Consider the following 12317-nt stretch of genomic DNA (forward strand, 5'->3'; position numbering starts at 1 on the left):
CCGCTATCGCTGGCGCCTGCTGCTGCATGCCGCCCGCCGGCTGGCGGTGCAGCCGATCCTGCGCGACTGGCTGGGCGCGGTGCGGCTGCCGGCGGCGGTGCGCCTTTCCGTGGATGTCGATCCCTACAGCTTCCTCTGATTCCGGCGGCCGCGCGGAACCGCGCCGCGCCGATCCCGGCCGAAGTCGCGAAAACCTGCGCCGGCGCATGTTGCAGGGGCGAAATCGCTGTGCTACGAACCTGCCGCCTTCGTCGGCACGGCCCTGCGCGGCCGGGCTTGCGCGGTGCCGCCCGTGCGGGTTCTGCGAGCTGCGGTCCCGGTCTTCCAGCGGCGGTCCGGATCCCCGCCCGAAACCGGGTGGTGGTGGCCCGGCCGCCGGTCTCGGATCGGCGTCCGCGGGCCAGCCGCCGCAGGTTGGCTGTCGCCGCAGGTTGGCTGTCGGGGGACCGACCCGTCCCGGTTGCCGCCACGCCTTCGTCAGATGGCGCGGCGGCCGGGAACGAACGAGGGGCCGGATCCAGCACTTCCCGGATCCACAGACATTCTATTGGGGGAGCACACTTGGCTGCCGTCTCGACATCAGCGACCGGAGGATCGGCCGTTTCCGGCATTTCCGGGCGCTATGCGACCGCGCTGTTCGAGCTGGCCGTGGACAACGGCCAGCTGGACGCCGTCGCGGCCGACCTTGCCGGCATCGAGCAGATGCTGGCGGAGTCCGACGACCTGGTGCGGCTGATCCGCTCCCCGCTCCTGGGGCGCGACGACCAGGCCCGCGGCATCGGCGCGGTGCTCGAGCGCGCCGGCTGCGGCGATCTTGTGCGCCGCTTTGCCGGCGTGCTGGCGCAGAACCGGCGGCTGTTCGTGCTGCCGAAGGCGATCCAGGACTTCCGCACCCTGCTGGCGCGCCACCGGGGCGAGACGATCGCCGAGGTCGTTTCCGCTTCGCCGTTGGCCGATGCCCAGCTGGAGCAGATCCGCAAGGCCCTGTCGCAGGCCGCCGGCCGCGACGTGGTGATGAATACGAAGGTGGACGAGGCGCTGATCGGCGGCCTGGTTGTGAAACTGGGGTCGCGGATGATCGACGGTTCCGTCCGCAGCAAGCTGAAAAACCTGCAATTGGCGATGAAAGGGGTGGGCTGATGGACATCCGCGCCGCTGAGATTTCCGACATCCTGAAAGAGCAGATCAAGAGCTTCGGCACCGAGGCCGAAGTCAGCGAGGTCGGTCAGGTTCTCTCCGTCGGTGACGGCATCGCCCGCATCTACGGCCTCGACCAGGTCGAAGCCGGCGAGATGGTCGAGTTCGACGGCGGCATCAAGGGGATGGCGCTGAACCTGGAGACCGACAATGTCGGCGTCGTGATCTTCGGCGACGACCGCGGCATCAAGGAAGGCGACACCGTCAAGCGGACCGGCGCCATCGTGGACGTGCCGGTCGGCAAGGGCCTGCTGGGCCGGGTGGTGGATCCGCTGGGCAACCCGATCGACGGCAAGGGCCCGATCGAGGCCGCGGAGCGCCGTCGCGCCGACGTCAAGGCGCCGGGCATCATCCCGCGCAAGTCGGTGCACGAGCCGATGCAGTCCGGCCTGAAGGCGCTCGACGCCCTGGTGCCGGTCGGCCGCGGCCAGCGCGAGCTGGTGATCGGCGACCGCCAGACCGGCAAGACCGCGGTCTGCATCGACACCATCCTGAACCAGAAGCAGGCCAATTCCGGCGACGACGAGAGCAAGAAGCTCTATTGCATCTATGTCTGCGTCGGCCAGAAGCGTTCCACCGTGGCGCAGGTCGTGAAGACCCTGGAGGATTACGGCGCGATGGAATACACCATCGTCGTCGCCGCCACCGCGTCGGAGCCGGCGCCGCTGCAGTTCCTGGCGCCGTTCGGCGGCTGCGCGATGGGCGAGTATTTCCGCGACAACGGCATGCACGCCCTGATGATCTACGACGACCTGTCGAAGCAGGCCGTCGCCTACCGCCAGATGTCGCTGCTGCTGCGCCGCCCGCCGGGGCGCGAGGCCTATCCGGGCGACGTCTTCTACCTGCATTCGCGGCTGCTGGAGCGCGCCGCGAAGCTGGGCGATGCGCATGGCAACGGCTCGCTGACCGCGCTGCCGATCATCGAGACGCAGGCCGGCGACGTGTCCGCCTACATCCCGACCAACGTGATCTCGATCACCGACGGCCAGATCTTCCTGGAGACCTCGCTGTTCTTCCGCGGCATCCGCCCGGCGATCAACGTCGGCATCTCGGTCAGCCGCGTCGGTTCCGCCGCGCAGATCAAGGCGATGAAGCAGGTCGCCGGCTCGATCAAGCTGGAGCTGGCGCAGTACCGCGAGATGGCGGCCTTCGCGCAGTTCGGCTCCGACCTGGACGCCTCCACGCAGCGGCTGCTGAACCGCGGTGCCCGGCTGACGGAACTCCTGAAGCAGCCGCAGTTCTCGCCGATGCCGGTGGAGGAGCAGGTGGTGTCGATCTATGCCGGCACCAACGGCTATCTCGACAAGCTCGCGACCGGCGACGTCACCCGATACGAGGCGGCGATGCTGGAGGAGGCGCGGGCCAACCAGAAGGACCTGCTGACGGCGATCCGCACCGAGCAGCAGCTGACGGACGAGATCAAGAGCAAGCTGAACAGCTTCCTCGACGGTTTCGCCAAGACCTTCGCCTGAGCCGGCACCGGGAAAGTCGACAGTGACCGACCGCACTAGCCGTGCGCCGGGGCCCGCCGGGCCGAGGCGCGACAAGCTGAAGCCCTCGGGGGGCCAGGGAGCGACCGCATGTCGAGCCTGAAGGAACTCCGCAACCGCATCACCAGCGTCAAGTCCACGCAGAAGATCACGCAGGCCATGAAGATGGTGGCCGCGTCGAAGCTGCGGCGGGCGCAGGAGATGGCAGAGGCCGCCCGGCCCTATGCGGAGCGGATGGAGAAGATGCTGGCCAACCTGGCGGCCGGGCAGAAGGGGATGGAGAATGCGCCCCGCCTGCTGATCGGCACCGGGGAGGACCAGGTACACCTGCTGGTGGTCGCGACCGCGGAGCGCGGCCTGTGCGGCGCCTTCAATTCCTCCATCGCCCGCAAAGCGCGCGAGGATGCGCTGCGCCTGATCCAGCAGGGCAAGACGGTCAAGATCCTCTGCGTGGGCCGCAAGGGGCGCGACATCCTGAAGCGCACGCTGGGCGACAAGATCGTCGACCTGGTGGATCTGAGCCACGTGAAGCGGCTGCAATTCTCCGATGCCGAGCCGATCGCCAAGGATCTGGTGGCGCGGTTCGAGGCGGGCGAGTTCGACGTCGCGACCCTGTACTACGCGACCTTCAAGTCGGTGATCTCGCAGATCCCGACGGCGCAGCAGCTGATCCCCGCGCTGGTGCCGGAAGAGGACGAGGTCGAGACCGACGAGACCGGCGCCGTCTACGAGTACGAGCCCGAGGAAGGCGAGATCCTGGACCGGCTGCTGCCGCGCAACCTGGCGATCCAGGTCTACCGCGCGCTGCTGGAGAACGCCGCCTCCGAGCAGGGCGCGCGGATGTCGGCCATGGACAATGCGACCCGCAATGCGGGCGACATGATCGACCGCCTGACCCTGAGCTACAACCGGACCCGTCAGGCGGTCATCACCAAGGAACTGATCGAGATCATCTCCGGCGCCGAGGCGCTGTAGCGGCGGCCCAGGCGCGCCGGACTTTATTGGATTGGGAGCAGGGAAGATGGCGAGCAACGTAGTCGGACGCATCACCCAGGTCGTCGGCGCCGTCGTTGACGTGCAGTTCGAGGATCATCTGCCGGCGATCATGAACGCGCTGGAATGCGACAACCAGGGCACCCGGCTGGTGCTGGAGGTTGCGCAGCATCTGGGCGAGCACACCGTGCGCACCATCGCCATGGATTCCACCGAGGGCCTGGTGCGGGGCAAGCAGGTCACCGATACCGGCGCGCCGATCTCGGTGCCGGTCGGGCCGGAGACCCTGGGCCGGATCATCAACGTGATCGGCGAGCCGATCGACGAGCGCGGTCCGGTCAACACCAAGCAGAAAGCCCCGATCCACCGCGAGGCGCCGCTGTTCATCGACCAGTCGACGGAGACCGAGGTTCTGGTCACCGGCATCAAGGTCGTGGACCTGCTGGCGCCCTATGCCAAGGGCGGCAAGATCGGCCTGTTCGGCGGCGCCGGCGTCGGCAAGACCGTGCTGATCATGGAGCTGATCAACAACATCGCGAAGGGCCATGGCGGCTATTCGGTGTTCGCCGGCGTGGGCGAGCGCACCCGCGAGGGCAACGATCTCTATCACGAGATGATGGAATCGGGCGTCATCAACCATGACGGCGATTCGAAGGCCGCCCTGGTGTACGGCCAGATGAACGAGCCCCCGGGCGCCCGCGCCCGCGTCGGCCTGACCGGCCTGACCCTGGCGGAGTATTTCCGCGACCAGGAAGGCCAGGACGTGCTGTTCTTCGTGGACAACATCTTCCGCTTCACCCAGGCGGGCTCCGAGGTGTCGGCGCTGCTGGGCCGCATTCCCTCCGCGGTGGGCTACCAGCCGACCCTGTCGACCGACATGGGCGCCCTGCAGGAGCGGATCACCTCCACCACCAAGGGGTCGATCACCTCGGTGCAGGCGATCTACGTGCCGGCGGACGACCTGACCGACCCGGCGCCGGCCACCTCCTTCGCCCATCTGGACGCCACCACCGTGCTCTCGCGCCAGATCGCGGAGCTGGGCATCTACCCGGCGGTGGACCCGCTGGACTCCACCTCCCGCATCATGGATCCGCGGGTCCTGGGCGACGAGCATTACCAGTGCGCGCGCGAGGTGCAGCAGGTGCTGCAGACCTACAAGTCGCTGCAGGACATCATCGCCATCCTGGGCATGGACGAGCTGTCGGAAGAGGACAAGCTGACGGTCGCCCGGGCCCGCAAGATCCAGCGCTTCCTGAGCCAGCCGTTCCACGTCGCCGAGGTGTTCACCAACACCCCCGGCGTGCTGGTCTCGCTCGAGGACACGATCCGCGGCTTCCGCGAGATCGTCGACGGCAAGCACGACCATCTGCCGGAGGCGGCGTTCTACATGGTCGGCACCATCGACGAGGCGATCGAGAAGGCGAAGAAGCTGGCGGCAGAGGCGGCCTGAAGGCGGCCGGCTGCCCGGCGGAGGGCGAGCGATGCGCGAGCAGGATTCGGACGGGCCGTTTTACGTCGTCGGCGGGATCTACAAGAACACCAAGTTCACCAAGCTCGCCCCCGGCGAGGAACTGCAGGTGTTCGGTCCCTTCGACACCCACGGGAAGGCGGACGATGTCTGGCGCGACAAGTCCTTCGCCATGGTCGACAACGCCATGGCGCGCTTCACCGTCCGCTCGCAGCATGAGCTCGAGGAGATCGAGCACAAGATCCTGAAGCAGAAGAAGAAGGACCAGAAGAAGGCGCAGGGCAAGGATTGACCGCGCCGCTGGCTGCCGGGCCCGTCGCCCGGTCTCCTGCGCTAGGGATATTTGGGGAACCGACCGAGCATGGCTGAGAAATTCGCATACGAGATCGTCGCGCCGGACCGCCTGCTGAAGGAGGACCAGGCCGAAACGGTCCTGCTGCCCGGCGACGAGGGCGATTTCGCCGTGATGGCGGAACACGCCCCCTTCATGACCACGCTCCGCCCCGGCACCATCGAGATCTATGACGGCGACAAGGTCGTCGAGAGCTTCGAGGTCGGCGGCGGCTTCGCCGAGGTCGCCAACAACCGCCTGATCGTGCTCACCGAGGAGCGCGGCGAGGCAGAGGCCGAATAGGCCCGCCTCCCTCCGGCGACATCTTCCACCAGCGTCCGCCCGCCGCCCCTGCTGATCGCGGGACGGCGGACGAGGCCTACCTTTGCGCCGCTCCCGGCGTCGACGACACGGATTGCGGGGCGGACGGGGATTCTTTGGGATCGTTGGTTGACGGTTCCGGTCGACTGCCCCATCTGCTTCGGCTGTCAAAAATTGTGAACAGTTCGTATATTTTGGGGAGCGGTTCGCCAGGGGGGTGGGCCGCCTGCGCGACGATGCCGGCACCGGCATCCGCGTTCCCTGGAATCTGACCGAGGTTTGGATGGCACGCCATGGCGCGACATTGGACGCTCGATGACATTCCCTGGGACCGCTTCGAACCTGCGAAGGTGGATCCCGAAGTCCTGAGGGCGGTCAAGGCCGCCTGTCTGGTGGAATACAACGCCGCCGACTATGTGCGGTACCTGCATAACGTGTTCGCCGACGATGCCGAGTTCCGGGAGGCCGCGTCCTCCTGGGGCGTGGAAGAGGTGCAGCACGGCAAGGCCCTGGCCAGATGGGTCGGCCTGGCGGATCCGGAATTCGATTTCGACGATGCGCTGAAACGATTCCGCGAGGGCTACAGCCTGCCGATGGATGCCAGCGAATCGGTCCGCGGCAGCCGCGCGGGCGAGCTGATCGCCCGCTGTGTCGTGGAGGTCGGCACGTCCAGCTTCTACAGCGCGATCCGCGACGCCGCCGATGAGCCGGTGCTGAAGGTGATCTGCGCCAAGATCGCCGGCGACGAGTTCCGTCATTTCAAGCTGTTCCTCGACCATTTCCGCCGCTACCAGCCGATGGAGCGCCTGCCGCTGGTGCGCCGCCTCTATGTCGCGATGACCCGCATCAACGAGGCGAGCGACGACGAACTGGCGATGGCCTATTACTGCGGCAACGGCCTGACCGAGCCCTACGACCGCAAGCGGCATGCCGCCGCCTATGGCGCCCGGGCCAGCCGGCTCTACCGGTTCGGCCATATCCAGCGCGCCACCGGCATGGTGCTGAAGGCCTGCGACCTGAAGGCGCAGGGCCGGCTCAGCAAATATGCCGCCCGGGCCACCTGGCGCCTGATCCAGTGGCGCGGCCGCCAGATGGCCAAGCTGGCCGGCGCGCCGGCCGAGGATCCGCAGGACCTGGCGCGCGCGGCATAACCCATCGCCGGGCCGTCCCGGAGAACTCGCCCTCAAACAACGCCGAGGCTCGATCCGCCGGAACGGATCCCGGGGCTTCGCCCGGGATCCCGATGTCCGACCGAGACCGCCAGACCGCGAACTTTGCCCGGTGGCCGGGCCCCGGATTGCGCCTGCCGGCGGTGCCGCGGCACCTGAGCCGCAGCCAGGGCGCCCTGTTCACCGCCGTCGGTGTGCTGGTCCTCAGCGTCGACGCGCTTCTGGTGCGGCTGGTCGACGCGCCGGCCCTGACCGTCACCGTCTGGCGCGGCCTGCTGATGGCCCTGCCCTACTGGGCGATCCTGGCGGTCCAGCGGCGGTCGCTGCTGCCGCGCGACCTGCTGCGCCCGGACGGGCCCACGATCCTTGCCGCCCTGCTGTTCGCGGCCAGCACCCTGTGCTTCGTCGGTGCGGTGAAGCACGCGCCGGTCGCCAATGTGCTGCTGATCCTGGCGATCATCCCGCTGACCAGCGCCATCCTCTCCTGGCTGTTCCTGGGGGAGCGGGTCTCGCCTGTGACCTGGGTGTCGATGGCGCTGGCGATCCTGGGCCTGGGCCTGGTGGCCGCCGACGGCATCGCGCTGGACGGCGGCGCCGACCCGTTCAGCACCGAAATCGCTGCCCAGAGCGGTCTCCTGGGGCATCTGCTGGCGCTTGGCGTGACCGTGGTGATCGGCGGCTACCTGACCGTGCTGCGGTCGGGCAGGGTCAGCAACCCGCTGCCGGTGCTCAGCCTGGCGGGCCTGGCCAGCGCCGCGGCGGCGGCGCCTTTCGCGGGTGCGCTGGTCCTGCCGTCCGCCAGCCTGCCCTATATCCTGCTGCTGGGGCTGGTCGTCCTGCCGCTCGCCTTCGGCCTGATCTCCCTCGGTCCGCGGGGCCTGCCGGCGGCGGAGGTCGGGCTGATCATGCTGCTGGAGGCGGTGTTCGGCGGCGCCTGGGCTTGGCTGGCGCTGGACGAGGTGCCGGGACCGGGCGCCCTGGCCGGCGGCGCCATCGTGATCGCCACCCTGGTCGGCCGCGCGCTGCTGATGCGCCACCAGGAACGGCGCGCAGCCCGGACCCGTTGAACCGGACCTGCTGAACCTCGCCGGATCGCGATCAGTCGGCCGTGGTCAGGCCGCCGTCCGGTCTGCCAGGGCGGCGGCCGCCGCCAGTTCGTTCTCGCGGTACAGGCGTTCCGCCGTCTCGCCCTCCATCTCCAGGTCGGGGTCGAGGCCATCGCCCATGCGCAGCAGCTGCAGCGCGAACCAGGGCATGCCGGCGCGCTTCGGCTGGATGGCGTTCTCATAAAGCGGCACGCCGTCCGCCTGGCAGGACAACAACCGCTTCGCCAGGTCGGGCTCCGCGCAGAGCGGCCGGCCCAGGCCGATCACGTCGGCCGCGCCGCTGGCCAGCGCCGCTGCCATGCCGGCGGCGGTGCGGAAGCCGCCGGTGACCATCAGGGGCGTTGTCGCGACCGGTGCGATGGAGGCGGCATAGTCCAGGAAATAGGCCTCCCGTGCCGCCGTGGAGGCGGCGACCGACGCGACGGCGTTCTCCGCCTGTCCTTCCGCGTCCAGCACCCGCACGCCCATCATCGACGGCTGCTCGTAATTGCCGCCGGAAATCTCCAGCAGGTCGACGCCGGCACTGTTCAGCCAGCCCACCACCTGCAGGCATTCCGCATGGCTGAAGCCGCCCTTCTGGAAATCGGCGGAATTCAGCTTCACCGAGACCGGGAAGTCGGCCCCGACCCTGCGCCGCACCGCGGCGACGGTCTCCAGCAGCAGCCGTGCCCGGTTCTCCAGCGGCCCGCCCCATTCGTCCTCTCGCCGGTTGGCCAGCGGCGACAGGAACTCGCTGAGCAGATAGCCATGGGCGGCGTGGATCTGCACCCCGGTGAAGCCGGTCTCCCGCGCGATGCCGGCCATGAAGGCGAAGCGGTCGACGATATCGGCGATCTCCGCCGCCTCCAGCGCCCGCGGTGCGCCATAGCCGCCCTTCAGCTTCAGCGGCACGGCCGACGGACCGACCGGGGTGGGGTTCAGATGTTCCGGCGTCTGCCGGCCGGCATGGTTGATCTGCATCCAAAGATGGTTGCCGGCAGAGGTCCCTGCCCGTGCATATGCCTCCAGGCCAGCCGACGGGACCGCGCCGTCCTCGATCACCACATTGCCCGGCCGCTCCAGGTAGCGGCGGTCGACCAGGACATTGCCGGTGACCAGCAGGGCGCAGCCGCCGGCGGACCAGCGGCGGTAGAGCCGTTCGTGCCGCACCGTCGGTGCATTGCGCGAATCGGCCAGCCCCTCGGTCAGCGGCGCCTTGGCGAGGCGGTTCGCCAGGCGCACCCCGCAGGGCAGGTCGAGCGGCGCGGCAAGGTCTGTGGTCGCGCCCCGGTCGTCAGGTCCGGTCATGGCGTTCGGCTCCCCTCTCTCATCGTTGCGGCAGCGGAGCATGCGGCCGCGCCCGGGTCCAGCGCTGGATCAGGCAGTGACCCGCAGGTCCAGGGCATCCAGCCAGTCCAGGCAGTCGCGGAACACGGCGTCCTGCGCCGGCTCGCCGAAGATGAAATGACCCAGCCCGTCATATTCCCGGCACAGGGCCAGGTCGCCATAGCGGGCGGCGCTGGCCCGCACAGTGGCGGCGGAGATCACCCGGTCCTCGGCCCCGGCGACGAACATAAGCGGGCAATCGACCCGGTGATGGGCGACCGCGCTGGCCATCGTCGGATCCCAGCCCCAGCAGTTGATCTCGAACAGCACCCGGCCCGATTCCGGTGTCAGCCGCGCCAGCGCGTCCGCCCGCTGCGCGCGCTCCATGAACTGCATCGAATAGTCGCGGGCGATCCGCCGCTCCGGCCGCAGGATCCGGTCCCAGAACGGGCCGAGGCGGGCCAGGGCCATCAGGTTCACATTCTCCTGCACCGAGGCATAGAACTGGCCCCAGGCCGGGGCCGGTGCCAGCAGGATCGCCGCGCGGGCCGCCCCGGCGGCGGCCACCTGCTGCGCCAGCAGCCCGCCCATGGAATGGCCGACCACCACCGGCGGCCCGTCGAGCCTGCCGATCGCGGCCAGGCAGTCCGCCAGATAGTCCCGCAGGCCGGCAGGCCGGCCGTCCGGCAGCGCCGGATGCAGGTCGATGGCATGCAGGTCCCAGCCGCGGCGCGTGGCGGCAAGCTGCAGGGGCTCGAAGCACCAGGCACCGGAGAAGGCGCCGTGGATGGCGAACAGGGTATGGCTCATGCGGGGGACAGACTTGGACAGTGGCAGCGGGGCGGTGAAGGGGGCGCGGGAGGGGAGGGTGGTGCCGGCGGGCGGTCAGCCGCGGGCGGCGGTGAGAAGGGGACGGAACTCGGCGACGATCTGGCGGTAGATGTCGCGCTTGAAGGGGACGATCAGGTCGGGCAGCGCGTCCATCGGGACCCATTTCCAGGCCTCGAATTCCGGATCCGCCGTCTGCAGGTTGATCTCGCTGTCCTGGCCTTCGAAGCGCGCCGCGAACCAGAGCTGGCGCTGGCCGCGATAGCGGCCCTTCCAGACCTTGCCGACCAGATGCGCCGGCAGGTCGTAGGTCAGCCATTCCTGGGTGCGGGCCATGATCCGGCAGTTGCGGGTGCCGACCTCTTCCTCCAGCTCCCGCAGGGCCGCGTCCTCCGGCGCCTCGCCGGGGTCGATGCCGCCCTGCGGCATCTGCCAGGCCTCCACCATGGTGTCGATGCGGCGCCCGACGAACACCTTGTCGTCGGCGGAAAGCAGGCAGATCCCGACACAGGGCCGGTAGGGCAGGGTGGCGGGGTCGGGCGAAGACGAGGCGGGCATCGGGCACTCTGTGACGGATGGAACATTGGCCGGCCGGCAGGCCATGAAGACGGTCTGCTGATCATGCCGGCCGCGCAATGGCGGACAGGTGGATCGCGGGCCGGTCGGTCACCGGCTGGGGCGACCCTAGCCGGACTCCGGCGTGGCGATAAGGGCTGTCAGCGGGGCCAGCGAGATTCCCTTCTCCTCCAGCGACAGCGCCCAGCCGGCCACCCGGTCGAGGCTGATCGGATAGGCCCGCGCGAAGCCGATCGCCTGCCCGTTCTGGCGGGCCAGGCTCTCCAGCCTGGCCAGGGCGTCGTCGATCCCGGCCGGCGTCAGGTCGGCATCGATCACCAGGTCCGCAGCGGCAAAGGGCACGGCGTCCCTGCGCGCGATCTCCGCCGCCGTCACGGTCGATGCCGCGCTGCCGTCGAAGAACAGCAGGCCGCGCTCCTTCACCGCCGCCAGCAGCGGCTCGGCGGTCCGGGCGTCGGTGATGACCGGCGATTCGATGCCCGCCGACAGGCCGACATAGCCGCCCGCCCGTGCCAGGCTCCAGCGCAGGCGCGAGACCATCTCCGACGCGTTCTGCGTGGCCAGCAGGGCATGCGGGCCGGGGTCGCTGGCGGGATAGCCGAGCGGCTGCACCGGCACGGACAGCAGCACCTCATGCCCCTTGCTGCGGGCCTGCGTGATCCAGTCCTGCAGGCTGGAGGCATAGGGCGACAGCGACAGGCTGACCTGCCCCGGCAGATCCTCGATCGCCCGGACGGTGCCGGAGGAGTCCAGCCCCAGGGCGCCGAAGACGATGGCGATCCGCGGCCGGCCCTCCTCGCCCGCGAAGGGGCGCGCATAGACCTGCCAGGGCTGTCGCCCCTCGGGACCGATGCGCGGCAGGATGCCGTCGACGCTGTCCTCCTGCAGGTCCGGGTCCGGGACGGCCGGCAGCGGCGCCTGGCTCTGCGCCAGCCGCAGCGGATCGACCGCCATCGGCGGTGCCGCAGCCCCCGGGACTGGCGGCGCCCCCGGGACTGGCGGTGCATCGTCCGGCAGCGTGCCGACGCCGGTGCCTGCCGTCATCTCCCCGCTGCCGGCACTTCCCTTCGGCATCGGCGCCTCGGCGGGCGAATCGCCCGCCTCCGCCTGTTGGGGCTCCGCCGCGTCGGGCCCGGCATCGTCGCCCGGCATGGCCGTCGCGGTTTCGTCGGGAAGGGAGGAGGGCGGGGGCGGCACCTGAGCATCGCCGTCGCCGGCTGCCGCCATGTCGGCGCTTTCGCTCTCTCCGGCAGGTCCCTCGCCAGCTTCGGCGGTGTCGGCATGTTCGCTGCCCTGACCATCGCTGCCCTGGCCATTCCCGCCGATGGGTCCGGCCATGTACAGCCAGCCGGCGCCGCCGGCAAGGATCAGGATATAGGCCGCCCAGGCGAGGATCAGCAGCCAGGGGCGCCGCCGGCGGTCGCCGTCCTCGCCGCCGCCGCGTGTGCCGCCGCCCCGGGGCGCGCGGCCCCGACGTTCGCCGCGCAGGCGCAGCCGACGGCGTCCGCCGCCGGTCTCATCCTCGGCGGCGCC

13 protein-coding genes are annotated in these 12317 nt (G+C 69.8%); 9 read left to right on the forward strand and 4 right to left on the reverse strand.

From position 1 onward, the window contains the following. The 9 genes from ACFOGJ_RS13685 to ACFOGJ_RS13725 all read left to right on the forward strand — a co-directional run. Positions 1–139, forward strand: a 139-nt coding sequence (locus ACFOGJ_RS13685; RefSeq protein WP_379902535.1) for a hypothetical protein, incomplete at its 5' end; no start/stop codon positions are given. 422 nt (positions 140–561) lie between these two features. Continuing rightward, complete coding sequence (locus ACFOGJ_RS13690) at positions 562–1140, forward strand: F0F1 ATP synthase subunit delta (protein WP_379901272.1); 579 nt, start codon at positions 562–564, stop codon at positions 1138–1140. Then, a complete protein-coding gene (gene atpA / locus ACFOGJ_RS13695; RefSeq protein WP_379901274.1) occupies positions 1140–2669 on the forward strand; it encodes a F0F1 ATP synthase subunit alpha in 1530 nt (509 codons plus the stop codon). Before ACFOGJ_RS13690 ends, atpA begins: the two co-directional genes overlap by 1 nt. A 108-nt stretch (positions 2670–2777) precedes the next feature. Then, positions 2778–3662, forward strand: a complete 885-nt coding sequence (locus ACFOGJ_RS13700; RefSeq protein ID WP_379901276.1) for a F0F1 ATP synthase subunit gamma — start codon at positions 2778–2780, stop codon at positions 3660–3662. Between the two features lie 46 nt (positions 3663–3708). Further along, positions 3709–5130, forward strand: a complete 1422-nt coding sequence (gene atpD / locus ACFOGJ_RS13705; protein ID WP_379901278.1) for a F0F1 ATP synthase subunit beta — start codon at positions 3709–3711, stop codon at positions 5128–5130. A 31-nt stretch (positions 5131–5161) separates the two neighbouring features. Then, positions 5162–5440, forward strand: a complete 279-nt coding sequence (locus ACFOGJ_RS13710; protein ID WP_379901280.1) for a DUF4170 domain-containing protein — start codon at positions 5162–5164, stop codon at positions 5438–5440. Positions 5441–5509: 69 nt separating this feature from the next. After that, positions 5510–5782 carry a hypothetical protein gene (locus tag ACFOGJ_RS13715; RefSeq protein WP_379901282.1) on the forward strand — a complete coding sequence of 91 codons (273 nt, stop codon included), beginning with the start codon at positions 5510–5512 and terminating at the stop codon, positions 5780–5782. Between the two features lie 311 nt (positions 5783–6093). Beyond that, the gene (locus ACFOGJ_RS13720) at positions 6094–6951 is read left to right on the forward strand and encodes a ferritin-like domain-containing protein (RefSeq protein WP_379901284.1); all 858 of its coding nucleotides are present in this window, start codon (positions 6094–6096) and stop codon (positions 6949–6951) included. Between the two features lie 92 nt (positions 6952–7043). Beyond that, positions 7044–8036, forward strand: coding sequence for a DMT family transporter (locus ACFOGJ_RS13725; protein ID WP_379901286.1), 993 nt, complete (start codon positions 7044–7046; stop codon positions 8034–8036). Positions 8037–8081: 45 nt separating this feature from the next. Here the strand turns inward: ACFOGJ_RS13725 and ACFOGJ_RS13730 are convergent, their stop codons facing one another. The 4 genes from ACFOGJ_RS13730 to ACFOGJ_RS13745 form a co-directional block, all read right to left on the reverse strand. Then, entirely contained in the window at positions 8082–9362 is a 1281-nt protein-coding gene (locus tag ACFOGJ_RS13730) for an NADH:flavin oxidoreductase/NADH oxidase family protein (protein WP_379901288.1), read from the reverse strand. Positions 9363–9431: 69 nt separating this feature from the next. Continuing rightward, positions 9432–10190: an alpha/beta hydrolase gene (locus tag ACFOGJ_RS13735; protein WP_379901290.1), complete on the reverse strand. Its 759-nt coding sequence runs from the start codon at positions 10188–10190 to the stop codon at positions 9432–9434. A gap of 75 nt (positions 10191–10265) precedes the next feature. Continuing rightward, complete coding sequence (locus tag ACFOGJ_RS13740) at positions 10266–10766, reverse strand: RNA pyrophosphohydrolase (protein WP_379901292.1); 501 nt, start codon at positions 10764–10766, stop codon at positions 10266–10268. Between the two features lie 126 nt (positions 10767–10892). Further along, positions 10893–12317, reverse strand: a 1425-nt coding sequence (locus ACFOGJ_RS13745) for a divergent polysaccharide deacetylase family protein (RefSeq protein ID WP_379901294.1), incomplete at its 5' end; no start/stop codon positions are given.

This window comes from Marinibaculum pumilum (assembly GCF_042646425.1).
Classification (GTDB): domain Bacteria; phylum Pseudomonadota; class Alphaproteobacteria; order Ferrovibrionales; family Ferrovibrionaceae; genus Marinibaculum; species Marinibaculum pumilum.